The sequence below is a fragment of the Bradyrhizobium australafricanum genome, from assembly GCF_020329495.1.
GTDB lineage: Bacteria > Pseudomonadota > Alphaproteobacteria > Rhizobiales > Xanthobacteraceae > Bradyrhizobium > Bradyrhizobium australafricanum.
The window spans coordinates 1-21,267 of record NZ_JAGKJL010000093.1; the positions used below are offsets into that span (position 1 = coordinate 1).

Here is a 21,267-nt window from a genome sequence, read left to right on the forward strand (position 1 = left end):
AGGTCCTCACCACGACCGGAGCGCTGGTGAACGATGGTGCCACGATGCTTTACCTCGCCAGCAAGCGCGATTGTGATCGATGCGCGCTGAAGTCCCGGTGTTGCCCCACGCAGGCTTCACGGAGGGTGCCACGCTCGATCTATGAGGGGGCTCGCGACATGGCGCGCCAGATCGCACGATCGTGGGAGGGGCATACTTCACGTCGGCTCCGCAAGAAGATTGAGATGTTGTTCGCGCACCTCAAGCGCATTCTCAAGCTCGACCGTTTGCGGTTACGAGGCCCAAACGGCGCGCGCGAGTTCACTCTCGCAGCCACCGCTCAGAACCTTCGCAAGATGGCCAAGCTGATCCCGATGCAAACCCTCAAGCTCGCATAAAGGCCGATGCAGTCGTTCGGCCGCAACGGCGCTCACGCCAATACATCGGATTACTGCCGCCTTTTTCAACGAAATCGGCCAGAAGCGGAAATCAGCTAACGGTCTACTTTGATATGCGGCAGACGAGCTTCGAACGCGATCGTCGCTCATACGGTCTGGTTGCAGATTCGAGTCCCGCCGGACCCACCAGCAAATCAATTACTTGTCGGGTGGTGTCCCTTCATCGCCCATTTGGAATCATCCACCCGAAATGCCTCACGCCTTCGCGGTAACCATTCTCCACAGCACCTCGGTCAGCACGGCGTAGCCCTTGTCGAGGGCCGCGGGCGCCGTGAACTCGCGCGGATTGTGGCTGAGCCCGCCCTCGCTCGGGACGAAGATCAGCGAGGACGGAACAGATTTCTGGATAGCCAGCGCGTCGTGGCCGGTGATGGTCTTGAACGTCATGGCCTTGAAGCCGAGATCCGCGGCGACAGAAAGAACCAGTGCCACGCCGCCGGGATCAAGCACGGTCCCCGCTCGCCTCTCGTCGGCAGCGATCGAGATACCAACGCCGATCTCGCCCGACTCACGCGCGATTCGCTTCAGAAAGCGATCGCTGATCGCCGAGACCACGGCTTCGGCCTCATGCCGGATCTCGAACCAGACCCGAACACGGCCCGCCACGACATTCGGCGAGTTGGGATAAACGCTGATGCGCCCCGCGGAGGCATGGGCGCCCGCAGTCTCCCTCGCGACCTCCTGGTACAGCGCCTCGATAGCCCGGGCCGCTGCGCGCAGTGCGTCGCGGCGGAGCGCCATCGGCATCGGTCCGGTGTGCGAGTAGTCGCCTTCGAACATCACCGATATCTTGCGCGTCATCCACGCGCCGGTCACTGCGGCAATGTCGGCAGCCGCCTGCTCCAGGCGATCGCCCTGCTCCACATGCAACTCGACATAGCGCACCGGATTGTGTTCGAGGGGCGTCGTCCCGCAATTGCCGATCGCGGACAGCGCCTCGCCCAGGGTGACGCCCTCTGCGTCGCTGCACGCATATGCATCCTTCAGGCTCAGGGCGCCGGCGAAAACCGAGCTGCCGGTCAGGCTGGGCTGGAAGCGGGCACCCTCCTCATTGGTCCAGTTCACAACGGCGAGGTTGCGTCGCGCGGCGCCGGGATTGGCACGGCAACGCTCCCTGACGGCCTCGACCGCGAGGATCCCGGCGAGCACGCCGAAGACCCCGTCATATCGCCCTCCCGTCGGCTGGGAATCGAGGTGCGAGCCGGTCATGACGACGTCCGTAGACGCCGGTGCCAGCATCGCCACGCCAAACAGATTGCCGATCGCATCGATCCTCGGAACAAGGCCGCGATCGGTGATCTCGTGCAAGAAGAGGTCCCTCGCCTCCTTGTCGCGCGCCGTTCCAGCCAGCCGACACACGCCACCGTCGTCGGTCGCACCGATCCTGGCAAAGCGCGCGATGAGGTCATGCAATGCGGTCATGTCTGCTCCAGCGATGCGATCCAGTTCCTCAGCTCGGTCTGCCGGCAATCATGGCTCAGAATGTCGCGGTGAAGTGCCAGTTTCCAGGCGAGATCGCCACGCCGTTCGTCCGCCTCGAGCGCCGAGAGGTCGCCGGCATAACGCGCGAGCGCGTCCAGATCGGCAAAGAAACCCTCGTCAACCAGGAGCTGTCCGTAGCGCCGGATGACGGCGACGACGTCGTGCAGGCGATATTCGGGATGATACTGCACGCCCCAGAATAGCCCGCGACCGAAACGGATCTCCGCCGCCTGAACCTCGCACATGGTATTCCAGGCGGTGACGGTTGCGGACTGCGGAAGGCGGGTGACAATATCGCTGTGGATGGCCGGCGCGTCGAACACCGCCGCACGGCCAGCATGCATGGGATGAGCGCGGCCTTCAGCCGTCAGCATGATCCTTCGCGCGAATCCGACCTCGCGCCCCGCCGGGTTGAGACCGACCTCGCCGCCCGCTGCGACCGTGGCGAGCTGCAAGCCCCAGCACGAGCCGAACATTGGCACTCCGCGAACGAAGATCTCGCGCACGAGGTCGATCTGCCGCAGCGCTTCGACCTCTCGCTGGTAGATATTGAGGGCCGACCCCGTGATCGCGATGCCGTGGTAAGCTTCGAGCGGTTGCGGCAGCGCGAAGCTCGCATCCGCCGGTGTCGCGATGTCGACGACGACGCGAGGTGCAAGCGACCGCAGGACCGCCGCATAGCTCTCCGCATGCATTGCGCCCGCCGTCTCGGCGATCCGTCGCCGGCCGGCCAGCGTGTTGCCCTCGAGAACGAGCAGCCTCAGCACGGTTCAGCTTCCAAGATCGCCTCGAATGGCGGCCAGCGTCAGCTGCTTGAACTCCGGCTCGGTCAACGGCCGCGGATTGGCACCCGCCGTCGGATCCTTGACGGCATCGGCCGCGATCGTTCCGGCGTCGGTCTCCTTCACCCCGAGCTCGGCGAGCGTATGCGGCACGCCGAGCTTCTTGCGGAAGGTCAGCAGCCAGGACAGCACGGCATCGAAGTCTTGGCTCGGCAGTTTGAGCGCGCGGGCAATGTGCGGAATCTTGTCGGCGATCGCAGCCTTGTTGCAGACCAGGACATAAGGGAAGACCACACCATTGGTCAGCCCGTGATGGGTATCATATCGGGCGCCGACCGGATGGGATATCGAGTGGATCGCGCCCAACCCCTTCTGGAACGCGGTGGCTCCCATCGAGGCCGCGGCGAACATGTAGGCGCGCGCTTCGAGGTCGCGACCGTTCTCGACCGCGCGCGGCAGATAGTTATCGACGATCTTCATCCCCTCCAGTGCGATGCCGTCGGCAAGCGGGTGAAATGCCTTGACGCAGTAGGCCTCGAAGCAGTGCGACAGCGCATCCATGCCGGTTGCCATGGTGAGAAACGGCGAGAGACCGACCGCGAGCTCGGGATCCTCGATTGCGATCCTGGGCATCATCATGGGATGGAAGATGATCTTCTTCTCATGGGTATCCTCACGAGTGATCACACCGGCGCGGCCGACCTCGGACCCCGTGCCTGCCGTCGTCGGCACCGCAATGATCGGCGCGATGCCCTTGGTGTTGGCGCGCGTCCACCAATCGCCGACGTCCTCGAAATCCCAGACCGGGCGCGACTGCGCCACCATGAACGCCACGCATTTGCCGACGTCCAGCGCCGAACCTCCGCCCACCGCAATCACGCCGTCATGACCGCCGGCCTTGAAGGCTTCGACGCCGGCCGTCAGGTTGGTTTCGGTCGGATTGGTCTTCACGTCGGAAAACACGGCGAGCGGAATGCCCGCCTCGCGCACACGGTCGACGATGCTGGCGATGAGATCGGTCCTGGCAAGCCCGTGATCGGTGACCAGCAATGGCCTGGTGAGGCCGTTGGTCTGGCACGCCTCGGGAAGCTCGGCAATGCGGCCCGCGCCGGTAACGACGCGCGTCGGAAAATTCCAGGCGCCGGTGATCTGAACGTCCATGTGCTGCCCTCAATGCTCGATGCGAAGGTGGAATGATCTTGGGCGGGTCAGCGCCTCGAAGCCGAGGCGCGACATGCCGACACCACGTCCGGTGTCCTTGAGGCCGGTCCACGCCAGGGCGGGATCGACATAATCGCAGCGGTTCATGAATACGGTGCCCGTTGCGATGCCGTCACCGATACGTTCGGCTGCGGCGGCGTCCTCGGTCCAGACCGATGCAGTCAGGCCATAGGGGCTGTCGTTCATTAGGCCAACCGCCTCCTGATCGGAGGAGACCTTCATGAGACCGACCGCAGGCCCGAAGCTCTCCTCCATCATCACCTGCATGGAGTGATCGACGCCGACCAGGACCTGAGGCATCAGATAGGCCGTACCGATCTTGTCCGCCGGGAACCGGGCCGGATCGATCAGAGGCTGCGCGCCTTTTGCGACGGCCTCGCCGATGTGGGCGCGGACGGTATCGGCAAAGCGTGTCGCCGCCATCGGGCCGAGCGTCGTGTCCTGCGACAGCGGGTTGCCGAGCCGGTAGCGCGCGGTCAGGCCGGCAAAGGCGTCTACAAAGGAGTCATAGATCCGCTCATGCACGTAAATCCGCTCGATGCCGCAGCAGCATTGGCCGGAGTTGTAGAAGGCGCCGTCCACGAGCTGCTCGACCGCGAAATCGAAATCGGCATCCGGCCGCACATAGGCCGGATCCTTGCCGCCGAGCTCTAGCCCGACGCTGATGAATGTCCCGGCCGCCGCTCGCTCGACGGCCCGGCCGCCGGCGACCGAACCGGTGAAGTTCACATGGTCGACCGAGCGCGATGAGATCAGCTCACTGGTCATGAAATGGTCGAGCGTGAGCGTCCTGAACACCCCCTTGGGCAGGCCGACCCGGTCCAGTGCCGCCTGGAAGCGCTCACCGACCAGCAGGGTCTGCGCGGCATGCTTCAGGATCACGGCGTTGCCGGCCAGCAGCGCCGGCACGATGGTGTTGGCCGCGGTGAGATAGGGATAGTTCCAGGGCGCGATCACCAGCACGATGCCGGCAGGAACGCGCTTGATCATGCGGCGGAAGCCGGGCTGCCCGGTCGGCACGATCGGCGCCAGCGCTTCATCGCTGAGCTCGACCAGCACGCGGACGCGCTCCTCCAGGCTGCGCAGTTCGCCGCCATAGCGCACCGGCCGGCCCATCTGCATCGCGAGCTCCGGAACGACCTCGTCGTTCTGCGCCCGCATCTCGTGCAGGAAGGCGAGCATCATGGCCTTGCGCTCGGCGAGCGATATGCTCGACCATTCCTGCTGCGCTTTCCGTGCTTGCGCGAGAGCCGCGGCGACCTCGGCACCCGTTGCGACGGGCCGCCGGGCAACCTCGCTGCCGTCGACCGGCGAAATGCAGACGATATCGTTCACGTGATGTCACTCGTTTTTGGAAGGGAGGATCCGTCTCAAATGATCTCGAAGTAGCGAGCGAGCTCCCAGTCGGTGATGGCCTTGCGGAACTCGCGCTCCTCCCACTGCCGCGTCATCGCGTAGTGATCGACGAAGACGTCGCCAAACAGATTGCGCGCCGCCTGCGAGGCGACCAGCCGGTCGGCCGCCTCCGACAACGTGCGCGGAAACGCGCGCTCGGGCGGATGCTTGCGCTCATAGGCGTTGCCGATGATCGGCTCGTCCGGTTCGATCCTGTGCTCGATTCCCCAGAGGCCCGATCCGAGCGCGGCCGCGATCGCCAGATACGGATTGATGTCGGCGGCAGCGACGCGGTACTCGACGCGCTGGCTGGCCGGCTTGCCGGGAATGACGCGCAACGCGCAGGTCCGGTTCTCGATTCCCCAGGTCGCGTCGGTCGGTGCCCAGAAGCCGGGGATCAGGCGCGAGTAGCTGTTCACGGTCGAGGCCACCATCGCGAGCAGCTCCGGAAGCAGCGCCTGCTGGCCGCCGACGAACCAGCGCATGGTGTCGGACATGTCGCCGGGCCTGCCGCCCTGGTGAAACACCGGCTTGCCGTCTCGGTCGCGCAGCGACAGATGCAGATGCCCGGATTGTCCGGGATAGGCGTTCGACCATTTGGCCATGAAGGTGAGCATCTTGCCCTGACGCTCGGCCCAGACCTTGGAGAAGGTCTTGAACAGCACGGCGCGGTCGGCGGCTGCGAGCGCATCGGTGTATTGGATCGCGGCCTCCAGCACGCCGGGTCCGGTCTCGGTGTGCAGGCCTTCGACCGGCATGTCCATCTCGTTGCAGAGCTTGAGCAGCGAGCGATGAAATTCGGACTCGACGGAGGCGCGCAGCATGGAATAGCCGAACCAGCCCGGCGTGAGATTCCTCAAGCCGCGAAAGCCCTTCTCGCGCACGCTGTGCGGCGTCTCGTCGAACACGAAGAACTCGAACTCCGCGGCCACGGACGGCGAGAATCCCATGCCCTCGGCGCGGTCAATGACGCGCCGCAGCAGCCGGCGCGGACACACCCCCGCCGCGGCGCCCTCGAATTCACCGAGGAAGAACAGCATGTTCTCTTCCGTCGGCACATTGCGGCAGGTCGAAGGATCGATGCGCGCGGTCGCGTCGGGAAAGGCCGTATGCCAGCCGGTGAATGCACAATTGTCGTACATCTGGTCGTTGGAGTCCCAGCCGAACACGATGTCACAGAAGCTGAAGCCGGCCTCCAGCGCGCCGACGAACTTGTCGCGCGCGAGATATTTTCCGCGAATGACGCCGTCGAGATCGACGATGCCGAGCTTGACGTGGGAGAGGCCCCGCTCCTCGACAAGGGCCTTCGCCTCGGCGGTAGTTCGTACGCTTCTTGCATCCATGATCTTCAAATCTTCGGCTTCTGTGGCATCGCGGGCTATCGGCGATCGCGTCACGACGCTGCCACCTCGCGCAACTCCTCGTCGCACGCGGTGATGAACATGTCGGCGTGGTCCTTGCCGAAGCACAGCGGCGGACGAATCTTGAGCGTGCTGCCGAACGGACCGGCAGCACCGATCAGGATGCCGCGCCGGCGCAGGCGATTGATCAGCAGGCTAGCGAGCTCCGGCGCGGGCTCCTTGCTGTCGCGGTCGCGCACCAGCTCGAGCCCGATGAACAGGCCGGCACCACGAACGTCTCCGATGGTCATGTGGCGATTGCCGATCTCGTGCAATCCATCCATCAGGTGACGGCTGACCTCGCGCGCATTCTGCATCAAGCCCTCGTCCTCGATAACGTTGAGCACGGCAAGGCCTGCGGCCGCGGCCACCGGGTTGCCGCCGAAGGTGTTGAAGTACTTCACCTCCGCGGCAAAGCGATCGAGCAGCGCGGCGCGCATGGCGACGCCTCCCATCGGAAAGCCGTTGCCCATGGGCTTGCCCATCGTGACGATGTCGGGGACGACGCCATGGCGCGCGAAGCCCCACATCGCCGCCCCGGTTCGTCCGAAGCCTGGCTGCACCTCGTCGGCGATGAACAGTCCCTGACGTTCGTGCACGAGCTTCACGGTGGGGGCCAGGAAGCCGGCAGGGTCGGCATAGATGCCATCGCTCGAAAAGATCGTGTCCACCAGCAGCGCAGCAAAGCCGAAGCCGCTTCGCTCGAGATCGGTGATCGCTGCGGCAACGCTGTCGGCAAAGCGCTGGCCGGGATCGCCGACCGGATTGCGATACATCTCGGGTGCGGGAACTGCCCGCACGTGGGGCGGCAGCGGCTGACCGGGACGCGAGGACGGCGAGACATCGGTCACTGCGGCGCTATTGCCGTGATAGGCGGTCTCCGTGATAATGAAGCCCATCCGCCCGGTTGTCACTTTCGCGACCCGTAGCGCAAGGTCATTCGCCTCGCTGCCGGTGCAAGTCAGGACCAGATGATCGATCCCGCGCGGAAACGTCGCCAGGAGACGCTCCGCATAGCCATCGACGACGTCGTTGAGATAGCGTGTGTGCGTGCTGAGCAGGCCGGCCTGACGGCTTATCGCCTCGACAACGCGCGGATGCGAATGCCCGACCGACGGGACGTTGTTGTAGAGATCGAGATAGCGCCGACCATCGACGTCGAACATATAGACGCCTTCGGCGCGCGCCATCCTGATCGGCTCCTGATAGAACAGCACCGAGGCTTTTCCGAACGAACGCAGGCGTCGTTGCACCGCCTCGCCGAGCGCTGGGTCGATTGACGACACCCGGCTCTGATCGAAGGCGTTCAACGCCAAAATCCCTTTCTCCTGCTGCATCGCCTGCCTTCCCTTTGGCCCGCGGCCTGCGCGGACCAAAGCCGTCCCCTGCGGCGATCATTCCCCAGCCGTTCCACCGCGACCTTGGATCTATGTGCGAATCCCCACAACTGAAAAGCAGATTGCAGGCAAGAGACACCAGAACGTCAGACATGCGCTCCGCATTCCAAAGCCATACTTCATATGTTTCAGTGTCTTATGTGATCGCCACGATTCCTTTGCGAATTCCATAGGCAGCACGGCGCCCAAAAAATGAGGAATATGCCACACAATTGATGTGGACTCACAACATCACTTGGGGAACGATCATGGCACGGACGCTGGAGAGGTTTGCAGCCGGAGAGACAGCGGAATGACGAGTGACGCCCCTGCTGCGGCCGACAAGCGGCCACGAAAGGCCGACGGCGACCGCCTCTCGAAGCTCGCGCGCCACAAGCACATCATCTCGCAACTCACCGCCGCGCCGACGCTGCGGGCTTCCGAGCTCGCCGCCGTGCTCGGCGTCTCCGGCGAGACCATCCGGCGCGATCTGATGGAGCTTCAGGAGCAGAAGCTCATCAACCGCACCTATGGCGGAGCGTCCCGTCCCTTCGCGCTCGAGCCGGCGCTGACCGATCGCAAGGCGATCATGATCGCCGAGCGCGAGGCGATGGCCGCGGTGATCGCCGACCTGATCCTGCCGAACGAGGTGTTGATGCTCGGCGCCGGCGCGACCACGTTTCACATCGCGCGACGGCTGGCCTCACGCGCGCACGACATCACCGTGATCACCCATGATTACGCCATTGCGGCCGCGCTAGCCGTCAATCCGTCGATCCGCGTGCTCTGCTGTCCCGGCCGCTATCACCCCACCGAAGGTTATGTGTTCGGCACGCAGACGATCGCGAACATCAACAGCTATGAGGCCAACCGCGCCATCGTGAGCGCGACCGGCATCAGCGCGCGCGGCGCGAATGACGCCGACGATGAGGCCGGCGCCATCTATGGCGCGATGGCCAAGCGCGCCGCAGAAGCCATCCTGGTGGCCGATCACGGCAAATTCGACCAGCGTGCGCTCACCGTCTTCGCACATTGGACCGATATCGATCGCCTGGTTACCGATCGGCAGCCAGAGGGAGCTCTGGCAACCGCTCTCCGTGAAGCCGGAACGGAGATCATCGTTGCGCAACCCTGAGAAAGGCCCAGCCATGGCACGCCTGACATCTGTTGCTTCCCGCGAGGAACACACCGGCCTTCATGCTGGCAACGACAAGGGCCCCGGTCCCACGCAGGATTGGCGGACCCGGATCGGACGCCTCGATCTCGAACTCGTCGGGCCGGACCACGCCTTTGCCCGCAACTGGGAACGCGTTGCCTGCATCCACGATGCCGCCTATGTGCTGGTGTTTCCGCAGACTGGATGCGTCGCATTCAGCCAGGACAGCCGCATCGGGATCGCACGTCCCGGCGAATATGTCCTGCTCAGCGAGCTCGCCTTCTACGAATTGTCGTCTGACAAGACCGCGCGCTTCCTGATGTTGCGGATTCCGGCCGCCGAGCTGCGCGGCCGGCTCGTCTCGGTTGAAGATCACATCAGTCGCCGCTTCAAGCCAAACGAACAGATGACGCACCTGCTGGCGGGCATGATCCGCAGCGTGGCCGAACTGTTCGTCGCCTCGCCGCCGCCGAACCCCCAGGCGCTCGCGACCGAAATGATCAGCTTCGTCGCGCTGACCATCGGATCGGAGGATCGCGGCGCCGCAACCGATGTGCGCAACGCGCGCTATCACCTGCGCCGCCGGATCGTCGACTTCATCGAGAGCCATCTCGGTGACCAGTCGTTGTCGCCGAAGAAGATCGCGGCGTCGAGCCGCATCTCGCTCAGTTATTTGTACAGCCTGTTCAACGACAACGAGACCACGGTCAGCCAGTTCGTCCAGACCAAGCGGCTGCAGCGGGCGTATGAAATCCTAGTCGCCGATCCGAAGGGCCGGCGGACCGTCTCGGAGGTCGCCTACGAAGTCGGCTTCAAGAACGTGTCGCATTTCTCCCGCTGCTTCAGCCGGCACTTCAAGGTGGCGCCGCGCGACGTTCGCCAGGCGCCCGTGTCGGCGCCGCAGCCGGCCGCTGGCATGCGCTCGCCGCAGCCGAGGAGCCCTGCCGCCCGAGTGGCGCGGCGCAACGGATTCGACTCCCCCTATTGGGAGATCGACAAGCAATCGGTCCACGAGACCGCGTAACGCCCCATCCCAAGGCAAGGCGTCGTGCGTCCCGCGACGTCGGCGCGCCTCCCGCCCGGAGCGACCATTGGACGACATTCAAGACAGATTATCCGCAAGCGAGCTCGCTTCGTTCTTCAATGAGCTTGCCGACGTGGCCGGACGGATCGCCGTGACGCACTTCCGTTCCCGCGTCGATTTCGAGCGCAAGCCGGACCTGACGCCGGTCACGATCGCCGATCGTGCGATCGAAATGGAGCTACGGCAGCTGATCGGTTCGCGCTTCCCCGATCACGGCATCCTCGGCGAGGAGATGGGATCGACGGCCGGGGACCGCTACACGTGGTATCTCGATCCGATCGACGGAACGAAGAGCTTTATCTCCGGCATGCCGCTGTTCGGCACGCTCGTCGCGCTCGCCGACGAGAGAGATGGATCGATCACCGCCGGCATGATCGATATGCCCGCGCTGGCCGAGCGGTGGTACGGCACCCGGCAAGGCACCACCTTCAACGGCAAGCTGGCAAGGGTGAGCCGCACCACGCGACTGGAAGACGCGCAGATCTACACGTCATCGCCGGACTTCTTCACGCCGAGCGACTGGGCCCGCTACGATGCGCTCAGCCAGAAGGCCATGTTCCGGCGATTTGGCGGCGACTGCTACCAATATGGCCTGCTCGCATCCGGCCACTGCGATCTCGTGGTCGAAACCTCCCTCAAGTCGTTCGACTTCATGCCGCTGATTCCGGTGGTCGAGGGCGCTGGCGGCATCGTCCGCGACTGGCAGGGGCGGCCGCTGTCGCCGGAATCCGATGGCCGGATCATCGCGGCCGCGAACGACAGCCTGCTCGAGCAGGCGCTCGCGATCCTCAATCAATAACTGCGGAAGCCCTCCTGTCGCGCGGCTCAGACGAGCCGCAACCAGCCATCCCAGCGGGGATCGTACATCACGTCGCGGGCACGCATGTATTTCCAGACGCCGTACTTCTGATAGTCGAAATCCCAGTCCTTGAGCTTCCTGTTCACGACCGCCCATGACGCCCATTTCAGGTCGGCGAGCGCCCGGTTGAGTATCACGCGCGCGACCATCTGCGGCCGCACCTCGCCCAGATATTGCTCGATCAGGGCCTCCGTCAGATGCTCGTCGAAGAACATCTCGGCGAACAGGACGCCGAGCTCATAGCTACGCTCGTTGTTGGAAGCGAACTCATAGTCGATCAGCTTCATCGGCCTTGGGGCGCCTGATTCCGCCGAGATCAGGAAATTGCCCGGCATCGGATCGTTGAAGCACGGCACGAGATCGAGACCCGACGCCAGGAACGCCGACTTGGCCTGATTGTAGCGATGCATCAGCCAGGGCATGTCCTGCGGGAAATGCGCGCCGAGCTCCCTGCCCTGCTCGATATGTTCCTCGATCATGTCGAAGATGGTCTTGGTCTGGCCGAGCTTCGGGCCGGCATGCAGGCGGCGGTAAAGGTCGAGAACGTCGGCCTGGATGGCGGCATCGCCGAAATCGGCATTGGTGCAGGCGCGATAGCCTTCGAGGAACTCGCTGATCTCGAGCCCGTCCGTGGCGTCGAAAAAGATCACCTCGGGCGCAACGCCCATGGCGTGGGCATTGCGCGCAGCCTCGTTGGCGGTCACGCGATCGATGAACATCTCCGAGCCCTCGCCGGGCACCTTGATGAAGTAGCGCCGTCCATCGCCGGATATCTCGACCAGCCAGTTCTGATTCATGAGGCCGCCGACCAGCGGGGTATAGGCCGCCCCCTTGCCGTGCCATTGCGGCACGCGGGCGATCGCTGCCTCGATATTGCGCTCGTGGACTGTCGCTCCCTCGCCGAGCTTCCTGCGGACAGTCATGCGATCCTCCGAAGCATCTCGCCAAAGCGCGGCTCCCGGACCGTCATGCGGCAACGTACGAAGCGCCAGCTGGCGAACTTGTAAAACTCAAAGGTGTTGCGCGCCGACCGCGCGGCGAGCACGGCGCCGATCAGGCCCCAGCGCAGATCATCCGCCATGCCGTAGATGCGGGCGCGGCTGAATGCGCGCTCGTCGAATCCGCCGGCGTTGCGGCTGAAGGCGTCGCGCGCCTCCGGCTCCTGCGCGAAGGCTTCGACGAGGAAGCTGCCGAGGTCCTCCAGCGGGTCGGCCGTCGTGGCGCGATCCCAATCGATCAGGCGAACCTCGCCGGTGTCGCTGATCAGAATGTTCGAGACATTGCCATCGCCATGGATTGGCACCGGTTTGATGTCGAGTTTCCTCAAGGCATCGGCCGCAAAACGCAGCTCCTTGACCAGCCATTCCGCATCAGACGGCAGTTGCGCCTTCGCGGTCTTTGCCGCCTCGTAGAAATGCTCGATCTCGTCGAAGACTCCCATGCGCCGCGGCAGAGGCGCCCCTGCCTGGAACAGGCGCCGCGCCGCGATGACCGCGTCGACGATCTTCGGCTCCAGCATCCGCTCCAGCGTGCCGACCCGCCAGCCACGGTTGAGATCTTCCATGACCAGAAGTCCCGCGTCCGGATCCGCCGCAAGCACCTTGGGACCGATACCGAGATCGGATGCGCGCCGGGCCGCTTCGAACGCGCAGGCAACGTCGATGTAGAGCTTGGCATCCACATCCATGTTCTTGATGAAGATGCTCTCGCCGCTTCCGTTCCTGGTGGCGCGCCAGGGAGCGCCGTCGACCCCGCGCCAGCTTGGCGAGGCGAGGACCGGAATGGCGGGCTCGATCACGATATCGCCCGTCCCCCATCCCGGGAGCCCGGCAATGTAGTTCCGGACCGTGGCGATTTGCGTTCCAGATTGGCTCATGACGACTTCTGATCTCTCGCGGGTGTCGTTCGGCCCGCCTGTCGCGGGCCTCCCGGTTTGATGACAAATTCGATCAAGACAGATGCAAAAGGGATGCCTCGCACTCCACCAAATCATGCCCTTACGGCAGCGGCACTACCCCGACAGGGGCGACTTTCGCTATCCGGACACTGATCCAGAACGCCATTTGTCGAGGCCAAGATGTCTGCTGCGGAACTGATCGGGATGAGCCTTGCGGGGCTGACGGAGGCCTACGCATCGCGCGCATTGTCGCCGGTGGAGGTGTTGCGAACCGTGCTCGGCCATGCCGAGGCGGTCAATCCCGCGATCAATGCGCTGTTCTGCTTCCGTCCGGAGCAAGCCATCGCAAGCGCGCAAGGCTCGGAAGCGCGATGGAAGGCGGGAGCCGCGCTGGGTCCGCTCGACGGCGTCCCCATGACGGTCAAGGACAGCGTCGCCATGATCGGCTGGCCCTATTTTCACGGCATCGGCGCCAACCGTGCCCTGCCGCCGTCCAACTACGATTCGCCGCCGGCGATCGCGCTCCGCGAGGCCGGCGCGGTGATCTTTGCCAAGACCACGATGCCGGATTGCGGCCTGATGGCGTCGGGCATCAGCTCGCTGCACGGCGTTACCCGCAACCCCTGGGGGCTCGCCTGGAATACCGGCGGCTCGTCGGCCGGCGCAGGCGCCTCCGTCGCCGCTGGCGCCGGCTATGTTTCCGTCGGCACGGATATCGCGGGCTCGGTCCGCCTTCCGGCCGCCCATTGCGGACTGGCCGGACTGAAGCCGACCCATGGCCGTGTGCCGCATTTGCCGGCCGACACCATGCGCATGGCAGGCCCGATGGGTCGCAGCGTGGATGATATCGCGCGCCTGCTGACCGTGCTGACGCGGCAGGACGAGCGCGACACCTGGAGCCTGCCCGCCGATGGCGTGCGCTATCACGAGCATCTGAAGCGCGACGTGAAGGGACTGAAGATCGGCGTCCTCACCGACATGGGCTTCGGCATGAAGGCCGAAGCTACGGTTCGCAGCGCGGTCGATGCGGTCGGCAAGCTGCTCGCCGGCGCCGGCGCGATCGTCGAGCCGTTCACCTCTCCGCTCACCGACGACGCCTATGCGCCGATCGACCTGTTCCTCCAGGTGCGCGGCTATCTCGAATATGCATCGCTGCCGCCGCATGGCGACACCGCACGCGACATCAATCCCTACGTTCGCGCATGGTGCCTTGGCGGGGCGAAACATTCGGGCGCCGACCTCTACCGGGCGCTGGGCCAGATCGCCAAGATGAAGGCGGCGCTGCTCGCGGCCTTCGAGGGCTGGGACTATGTCATCGCCCCGACGCTGCCGGTGGTGAATTTCCCGGCCGAGGAGCCCGGCGTGTCGCGTGAGATGCCGCTCGCGCACACGCTGTTCACCGCCATGTTCAACCAGACCTGCCAGCCCGCCTCCACCGTCTGCATGGCATTCGATTCCCGCCATCTGCCGATCGGCGTCCAAGTGACCGGGCACCGCTTCGACGATCTCGGCGTGCTGCAGGTGACCAAGGCGCTGGAGGACATGCGCTCGTTCGCGATGGACTGGCCGTTCAAGCCACGGCCCTGAGCGCTCAGGCCGCGGCCTGCGCCGGCTCGCCGTCGAGAAGGTGGCAGGCGGCGAAGCGCCCCGGCGCGTGTTCGACCAGCTTCGGCGTCTCCAGCCGGCAGCGGCCGAACGCCTTCGGACAGCGCGAGGCAAAGCTGCATCCCGCCGGGATATCGATCGGGCTCGGCGGCTCGCCCTCCAGCAAGAAGTCCGCCGGGTTGAACGGCTTCTCCTCCAGCGTCGGGGCGGCCGAGAGCAATGCCTTGGTGTAGGGATGCTGGGGATCGAAGAACAGCTCGCGGTTGTCGGCGATCTCGACCATCTCACCGAGATACATCACGGCAATGCGCGTGCAGACCCTGCGCACCATTGCGAGATCATGGGAGATGAAGACATAGGTGAGGTCGTTCTTCTCCTGCAGCTTCGAGAACAGGTCGATCAGCCTTGACTGCTCGCGTTGATCCATCGCGGACAAGGTTTCGTCGAGGATCAGCAGCTTGGGATCGAGGATCAGGGCACGCGCGATCGAGATGCGCTGGCGCTCGCCGGTGGAGAGCGTGTTCGGGAGCTGGTCATAGAGCTCGGCGGCAAGACCGACCTCGGCCATCGCTGCGATGACCCGGCTGCGCAGGTCCGCGCGGGCGACATTGCCGCGGATCAGCAGGCTCTCCTCGATCATGCGGCCGACGGTGGTGCGCGGCGGCAGCGCGTTGTACGGATCCTGCAGCAGCAGCTGGAATTCGCTGCGGGTGCGGATCAGCTCGCGCGGCGACAACGCCCCGAGCGACGTGCCGTTGAGGACGATGCTGCCGTTGTCGGGAACCTCCAGCCAGGCCAGCAGGCGCGTGAGGGTCGACTTGCCGCAGCCGGATTCCCCGACGATGCCGAAATTCTCGCGCGGCATGATGTCGAGCGTTACGCCGCGCACCGCCTGCACGTTGCTGTAGGTATTGAACGTCCCCCGCTTGCGCGCGCGATAGGTCCGAACAACGTGCTCCACCTTCATCAGCGGCACTTCGTCTTGCGCCTTGCGGCGGGCCAGCGGGCCCTCGGTGGTCGCCCACATGCGCGGCACACTGGCAATGGCCTTGCGCGTGTAGTCGGTCTGTGGCGAGGCGAGCAGGCCGGCAAACGCTTGCTGCTCGACGAACCGGCCCTGATGGAGCACGGCCGTGCGGTCGCCGAACTGGCCGAGCGTGGGCAAGGAAGACGACAGATAGATTGTCGCCATCCTGTGGCGCAGGCACAGGTCGTGGAGCAGCGCCACGATCTGTGCCGCGATGGTGACATCGAGCGGCTGAGTAATGTTGTCGGCGATCAGGACGGCGGGCTCGGCGCAGATCGCGTCCACGATCATCGCGCGCTGCATCATGCCGCCGGAAAATTTTGCCGGGTAGTCCCAATAGCGCTCCTTCGGCGATGGAATCCGGACCTCGCCGAGGAGCTGCACGACCCGCTCGCGGCATTCGCGCGGATTCCATTCGGGCCTGACGCTGTGCAGCTTTTCCGCGATCTGGGTCCCGACCGGTATCGTCGGATCGAGCGAGCTTTGCGGCTTGGAGCCGATATAGGCGATGTCGCGGCCGATCCGCACCTCGCGCGCCCCGGCACCGAGAATGTCGTGACCGGCGAACGTGACCCGTCCGGAGCGATACGCCAGACTTTCCGGCAGCCAGTTCGCCAATGCGCGGCTGAGCACGGTCTTGCCGGCGCCGCTTTCGCCATAGATGCCGAAGATCTCCGACGTGTTGAGGCGGAAGGAGATGTGATCGAGGATCGGCGCGGCGCCCGGCGCCGAAGCACCGACCGTGAGGTCGTCGACCTCCAGAATGAGCGAGAGATCCATCTCAGAGACCCCCATAGATGCGGTTGCGCGCCTTCTCGAGCGCCGACCCCATCAGGTTGATCGAGGTAAGCGCGATAGCCAGGAACACGCCCGGCGTGGTCGCGATCCACCAGGCATTGATCAGGTATTTGCGGGAGTCGGCGATGATGCTGCCGAAGCTCGGCGTCGGCGGCTGGATGCCAAGCCCCAGGAAGCCGAGGATCGCTTCGAAGATCATCATGCGTGCGACGTCGAGCACGGCGACGAATGCGATCGGCGGCAGGATGTTCGGCGCGGCGAACAGAAACAGGATCCGCCAGTCCCCGGCGCCGAGCACGCGCAGACCGCGGACATATTCCTTGCCGCGCTCGGTGACCGCGGCGCTGCGCGCCACGCGCGCGTAGAGCGGCCAGCCGGACAGCGCCAGCACGATTATGATGGTCGGCACCGTCGGCCGCGACACGCCGAGAATGGTGATCGCCAGGATGATCATCGGAATCGACAATTGGGCATCGGTGATCCGCATGATGACGGTGTCCCACCATTTGCCCTTGAAGCCGGCGAACAGGCCAAGGCCGCAGCCGATGACAAAGATGAGCAGGACCGTGACGACGCCGACCAGCAGCGAATAGCGCAGGCCGATCAGGCTGCGCATCAGCATGTCGCGGCCGAGCTGATCTGTACCCAGCGGATGATCCCAGGTCCATTTGTCGCCGAGAAAGACCGGCGACATGAACTTGTCCTTCACCACCATCTTGGTCGCACTGATCGAGGACACCTCGGGATAGATGGCCGAGGCCAGCACCAGCGCCATGAAGATGAAGAAACCGATCTTGAAGCTCGGCATGCGCCAGGCGGCGGCCATGATGCGGCGGTTGACGGAACGGATTGGGGCCGCCGGCAAGGCGGGCTCCTCGGCGATGATCGTGGTGGCCGTCATGCTCAGATCTCCACGCGGGGATCGACCAGATAGGCGACCAAATCCACGATGATATTGATGAAGACAAAGACGGCGCTGGTCGTGATGGCGATGCCCTGGATGACCGGAAAGTCGCGCCCGACGACAGAGACCACGGTCAGATTGCCGAGGCCAGGATAGTCGAAAATGTATTCGATCACGAGAACGCCGCCGATCAGCGTCGAAAGCTGGATCCCGAGCAGGTTGACTAGCGGCACTGCCGCGTTGCGCAGGGCGTGCGAATAGACGATGCGGCGGCGAGACAGGCCGCGCACCCGCGCCTCATCGATGAACGGCGCTTGCATGACCTCGCCGAGCGAGGTCGTCAGCGTGCGGATGATGAAGGGGGCGATCTCCACCGCGAGCACGAAGGCCGGCAGGATGACATAGGAAAATCCCTGGTAACCGAGCGCCGGCAGCAGCTTCAGCTTCACCGACAGAAACAGGATCAGAACGATCGCGAGCCAGAAATTCGGAATCGAGACGAACAGCGACTGCATTCCGAACGCCAACGCATTCTGCCAGCGATGCTGGTGCAGCCCGCCCGCGATGCCGATCGGAAACGACAGCAGCAGCGCGAACACGAGCGCCATTCCGCCCAGTTGCAGCGTGAACGGCAGGCGTTCGAGGATGAGATCGATCACCGGCGCCATATCCGACTTGGTCGGGTCAACGTACTGCCCGCCGGTCGCGATCATGCCGCTGCGCGGCCGCAAATAGGATTGCCCGAGATCGCCCTGTACCAGCCCGCGCATGTACCGACCATATTGCACGATGATGGGGTCGCGCAGCCCCATCTTGGTCGCGACCTTCTCGACCACGTCGGCCGGCGCCATGCCGCCGACGATCAGGCGCACGGGATCGCCCGGCACCACGCGCAGCAGCGTGAAGATGATCAACGACGTGATGAAGACGATCAGGATGCCCTGCGCGATCCGCTTGACCAGGAATTCCAGGATCAACATCGAGAAGAGCTACCCTTGCAATTCATGAGGACCAGACCCGACCAGTCCGGCCTGCGTTCGCGAACCGGCAGGCCGGGCGTACCCGGCCTGCCGAGCAATCATCATGCCAATGTTGCCTTGGTCATGTCCTGCATGCCGTTCGGATAGATGTACAGACCATCCAGCTTCTTGCTGTAGGCATGGATGAAGACCGAGGTGAACAACGCGAGCGCCGGGGCCTTCTTGGCGATGGTCGGCAGCGTCTCGGTCTGCAGGATCTTCTTGCGCTCCTCGATTGTCGTGGCGTTGCGCTCCTTGTCCAGCACCGCGTCGATGTCCTTGTCGACGATGCCGGTGATGCGCTTGGAGGAGGAGTGGAAGTGGGTGCGCAGGACAAGATCCGGCTCGGGCGAGCCGGTGCACCAGCCGCAGTCGATCATGTTGCCCTCACCGCCGCCGGGCTTGTCGTAAAGCAAATTACCCCACGCCGCGACTTCGAGCGTCTGCAGATTGACCTTGAACCCCTGCTCCTGGAGCATGCCGGTAATCAACTCGGCATATTCCTTCGTCTTCGGATAGAAGCCGACCGACGTGTAATAGGTGAGCTCGGGCAGGCCCTGGCCTTTGGGGAAGCCGGCCTCCGCGAGCAGCTTCTGCGCCTTGTCCGGATCGAATTCAGGATAGTCGGCCACCTCGGCATAGCCGAACTTGACCGGCGAGATGTGCGCCTTGGAATAGATGCCGGAGACGCCGAGCACGTCGAGCACCTGCTTGCGGTCGATCGAGTAGCATGCGGCGAGGCGAATGCGCGGATCGTCGAACGGCTTCTTCGAGCAGCGGAAGAACAGGTATTTGTTCTCGACCGAAACCGCCTTGTGGATGCTGAAGCGGGCATCCTTCGAGATGGTCTCGACCTGCTCCTGCTCGAGCCGCTCGATGATGTCGGCCTCGCCGTTCAACAGCGACAGCGTGCGCGTCGTGGTGTCACCGACGAAGTGATACTCGACACCCGGGATCTTCGCTGCGCCGAGGAAGAAGTCGGGATTGGCGGCGAGAACGGTGGTGTCGCCTTTCTGCTCGACATATTTGTAGGGGCCCGTGCCGTTCATGCGCGCCGAGAGCTGCGCCTTGTTGGCAACGTCCTTGGCCGACATGATCGGCAGGAAGGACGACAGGTAGTAGTAGAGCGTCGCCGGATAACCCTGCGCCTTGGTGTTGATGTGGCAGGTGTAGTCGTCGACGACGTCGACGGTGACGAGACCGGGGTACCACTGCGCCGGACGATCGGGTTGGCAGCCATATTCATAGGTCGCCTTGACGTCGGCCGCTGTGAACGGGGTCCCGTCATGAAATTTGACGCCCTTTCTGAGTTTCACCTCCATCGTATAGGTGTCGATGGGCTTCATCGATTCAGCCAGCTCGAAGATCAGCTCGTCCGGCTTCTCCGGCCGCATCGGCGCCCGCGTCAGATAGCCGAACACGAAGCCCTCGACGATGAGCTGGCCGAGATTGGTATGGGTGGTTGGGTCCCAGTTGCCGGTCAGCGCTTCCGCGCCGAGAAAGCGCAGTGTCTTGCCTTCGGCGGCAAAGGCGGAATTCACAAGAAAGTCGGGATTGACCCGCCCGAAGCCGAACGCCGCGGCCCCGGCCAGTCCCCCTAACATCAAGTCTCTGCGGTTGATCATATGGTAATCCCTCGATGATTTCGGCAACGCTGAAACTGCTCTCGAGGCCGTAAGGCACTCAGCCGTTTCGATCGTCTTGCACAAATCGTGGCTTTCACGCCTGCAAAGCCTAGACCAAAGGCCGCAATCGCCCGATTCCTGCTGCTCCACGATTCCGTTGCTGACACTCCCGGGGCGCCTCAGTCGCGCACGGAGATTTTCCGCTCCCGGAAGCATGGCGCACAACGGCAAGGCAAGGACGCCTTTCCAATGTGCAGCACACAAATCATGGATGCACAGAGCAGCAACGCCATGCAGGCAACCATATGATCACGCTCGCGGAACTGAACGGAATCCCAGCATTGGAACAGCGTATTGCTCCGGCCGATCATCCCATTCGCGGCGTCATCTCGGATCTCGACGGCGTCGCCTATCGCGGCGACACTCCGATCGACGACTCCGTCAAGGCGTTTCGCGGATGGAGCGAGCGGGGCCTGCCCTATGCGTTCGTCACCAACAATTCGACGAAATCCGCCGCGCAATTTGCTGCCAAGCTGAGCCGCATCGGCATTCCGGCCGAACCGTCACAGGTCTTCACGACGATTTCGGCGGTCACGTCCCTGCTCGAACGGCGCTGGCCGCGCACCACGCCCGTGTTTGCGATCGGCGAACGACCACTGCTCGAGGCGATCGAGGACAGTGGCTATCACCTGACCGACGTCGAGCCCAAGATCGTCGTGCTCGGATTCGATGCCACGCTCGACTACGCCAAGCTGCGCACCTCGGTCAGGGCCGCACTCGCCGGCGCAACCATCATCGCCACCAATCCCGATGTCCTGACGCCGGTTCATGACGGCTACGATCCCTGCGTCGGCGTGATCACGGCCGCGGTTGCAGCAGCCGTTCCCAATACGAAGCCGATCGTGCTAGGGTCCGGACTCAATTGAGCCACCAAGTTACGGCTGCGGCGATGAAGGCGCCAGCAAGGAAATTTCTTGCGAGTTTGTCGTAGCGGGTAGCGATACGACGGAAGTCCTTGAGACGAGCGAACATGCGCTCGATCAGGTTGCGCCGGCGGTAGAGTCTTTTGCTGTAGGGGATCGGCTGGCTGCGGCTGGTGGTGGACGGAATGACGGCCTTGGCCCCGTGCTCGGCGAGGAGCATTCGCAAACTATTGGCATCGTAGGCTTTATCGGCGATCAGCCGCTGGATAGGCCCCGC

At 64.2% G+C, this 21,267-nt stretch carries 19 protein-coding genes; 6 read left to right on the plus strand and 13 right to left on the minus strand.

What is annotated here, in order from left to right; translation table 11 throughout:
* The coding region (locus J6525_RS42410; RefSeq protein WP_225649113.1) for a transposase at nucleotides 1-377 on the plus strand (377 nt) is incomplete at its 5' end.
* 255 nt (nucleotides 378-632) lie between these two features.
* On the opposite strand, the gene J6525_RS42415 is transcribed toward J6525_RS42410, so the two are convergent.
* From J6525_RS42415 to J6525_RS42440, 6 genes are read right to left on the minus strand one after another with little or no spacing between them, the layout of a single operon-like run.
* Entirely contained in the window at nucleotides 633-1,859 is a 1,227-nt protein-coding gene (locus J6525_RS42415; RefSeq protein WP_225649114.1) for a Zn-dependent hydrolase, read from the minus strand.
* Nucleotides 1,856-2,686 carry a type 1 glutamine amidotransferase gene (locus tag J6525_RS42420; protein WP_225649115.1) on the minus strand — a complete coding sequence of 277 codons (831 nt, stop codon included), beginning with the start codon at nucleotides 2,684-2,686 and terminating at the stop codon, nucleotides 1,856-1,858. Before J6525_RS42420 ends, J6525_RS42415 begins: the two co-directional genes overlap by 4 nt.
* A gap of 3 nt (nucleotides 2,687-2,689) precedes the next feature.
* Nucleotides 2,690-3,862, minus strand: a complete 1,173-nt coding sequence (locus tag J6525_RS42425) for an iron-containing alcohol dehydrogenase (RefSeq protein WP_225649116.1) — start codon at nucleotides 3,860-3,862, stop codon at nucleotides 2,690-2,692.
* A gap of 9 nt (nucleotides 3,863-3,871) precedes the next feature.
* Nucleotides 3,872-5,257 carry an aldehyde dehydrogenase family protein gene (locus J6525_RS42430; protein ID WP_225649117.1) on the minus strand — a complete coding sequence of 462 codons (1,386 nt, stop codon included), beginning with the start codon at nucleotides 5,255-5,257 and terminating at the stop codon, nucleotides 3,872-3,874.
* Nucleotides 5,258-5,292: 35 nt separating this feature from the next.
* Nucleotides 5,293-6,660 carry a glutamine synthetase family protein gene (locus J6525_RS42435; protein WP_225649118.1) on the minus strand — a complete coding sequence of 456 codons (1,368 nt, stop codon included), beginning with the start codon at nucleotides 6,658-6,660 and terminating at the stop codon, nucleotides 5,293-5,295.
* 50 nt (nucleotides 6,661-6,710) lie between these two features.
* The gene (locus J6525_RS42440; protein ID WP_092083086.1) at nucleotides 6,711-8,054 is read right to left on the minus strand and encodes an aspartate aminotransferase family protein; all 1,344 of its coding nucleotides are present in this window, start codon (nucleotides 8,052-8,054) and stop codon (nucleotides 6,711-6,713) included.
* A 352-nt stretch (nucleotides 8,055-8,406) separates the two neighbouring features.
* Between J6525_RS42440 and J6525_RS42445 the strand changes: the two genes are divergently transcribed.
* From J6525_RS42445 to J6525_RS42455, 3 genes are all read left to right on the plus strand, one after another.
* A complete protein-coding gene (locus J6525_RS42445; protein ID WP_092083044.1) occupies nucleotides 8,407-9,228 on the plus strand; it encodes a DeoR/GlpR family DNA-binding transcription regulator in 822 nt (273 codons plus the stop codon).
* Between the two features lie 13 nt (nucleotides 9,229-9,241).
* Nucleotides 9,242-10,273, plus strand: coding sequence for a helix-turn-helix domain-containing protein (locus J6525_RS42450; RefSeq protein ID WP_225649119.1), 1,032 nt, complete (start codon nucleotides 9,242-9,244; stop codon nucleotides 10,271-10,273).
* A 67-nt stretch (nucleotides 10,274-10,340) separates the two neighbouring features.
* Entirely contained in the window at nucleotides 10,341-11,132 is a 792-nt protein-coding gene (locus tag J6525_RS42455; protein ID WP_168856097.1) for an inositol monophosphatase family protein, read from the plus strand.
* Between the two features lie 26 nt (nucleotides 11,133-11,158).
* Here the strand turns inward: J6525_RS42455 and J6525_RS42460 are convergent, their stop codons facing one another.
* Both J6525_RS42460 and J6525_RS42465 read right to left on the minus strand, forming a co-directional pair.
* Nucleotides 11,159-12,115, minus strand: coding sequence for a choline/ethanolamine kinase family protein (locus tag J6525_RS42460; protein ID WP_168856098.1), 957 nt, complete (start codon nucleotides 12,113-12,115; stop codon nucleotides 11,159-11,161).
* Entirely contained in the window at nucleotides 12,112-13,068 is a 957-nt protein-coding gene (locus J6525_RS42465) for a phosphotransferase family protein (RefSeq protein WP_225649120.1), read from the minus strand. The genes J6525_RS42460 and J6525_RS42465 overlap by 4 nt, the downstream gene beginning before the upstream one ends.
* A 201-nt stretch (nucleotides 13,069-13,269) precedes the next feature.
* On the opposite strand from J6525_RS42465, the gene J6525_RS42470 reads away from it, so the two are divergent.
* A complete protein-coding gene (locus J6525_RS42470; protein WP_225649121.1) occupies nucleotides 13,270-14,676 on the plus strand; it encodes an amidase in 1,407 nt (468 codons plus the stop codon).
* 4 nt (nucleotides 14,677-14,680) lie between these two features.
* Here the strand turns inward: J6525_RS42470 and J6525_RS42475 are convergent, their stop codons facing one another.
* The 4 genes from J6525_RS42475 to J6525_RS42490 all read right to left on the minus strand — a co-directional run bounded on the left by J6525_RS42475 (nucleotide 14,681) and on the right by J6525_RS42490 (nucleotide 20,067).
* Nucleotides 14,681-16,501 (minus strand): ABC transporter ATP-binding protein, encoded by a 1,821-nt coding sequence (locus J6525_RS42475; protein WP_225649122.1) that lies wholly within the window; start codon nucleotides 16,499-16,501, stop codon nucleotides 14,681-14,683.
* Nucleotide 16,502: 1 nt separating this feature from the next.
* Nucleotides 16,503-17,420 (minus strand): ABC transporter permease, encoded by a 918-nt coding sequence (locus tag J6525_RS42480; protein ID WP_057020612.1) that lies wholly within the window; start codon nucleotides 17,418-17,420, stop codon nucleotides 16,503-16,505.
* A 2-nt stretch (nucleotides 17,421-17,422) separates the two neighbouring features.
* The gene (locus J6525_RS42485; protein ID WP_092083050.1) at nucleotides 17,423-18,403 is read right to left on the minus strand and encodes an ABC transporter permease; all 981 of its coding nucleotides are present in this window, start codon (nucleotides 18,401-18,403) and stop codon (nucleotides 17,423-17,425) included.
* Between the two features lie 101 nt (nucleotides 18,404-18,504).
* The gene (locus J6525_RS42490; RefSeq protein WP_092083051.1) at nucleotides 18,505-20,067 is read right to left on the minus strand and encodes an ABC transporter substrate-binding protein; all 1,563 of its coding nucleotides are present in this window, start codon (nucleotides 20,065-20,067) and stop codon (nucleotides 18,505-18,507) included.
* A gap of 341 nt (nucleotides 20,068-20,408) precedes the next feature.
* Here J6525_RS42490 and J6525_RS42495 point away from each other — a divergent pair, with 341 nt between their 5' ends.
* Entirely contained in the window at nucleotides 20,409-20,993 is a 585-nt protein-coding gene (locus J6525_RS42495; RefSeq protein WP_225649123.1) for an HAD-IIA family hydrolase, read from the plus strand.
* On the opposite strand, the gene J6525_RS42500 is transcribed toward J6525_RS42495, so the two are convergent.
* Nucleotides 20,986-21,267, minus strand: a 282-nt coding sequence (locus J6525_RS42500) for a transposase (protein WP_225647230.1), incomplete at its 5' end; no start/stop codon positions are given. The two genes, J6525_RS42495 and J6525_RS42500, sit on opposite strands and share 8 nt — an antisense overlap.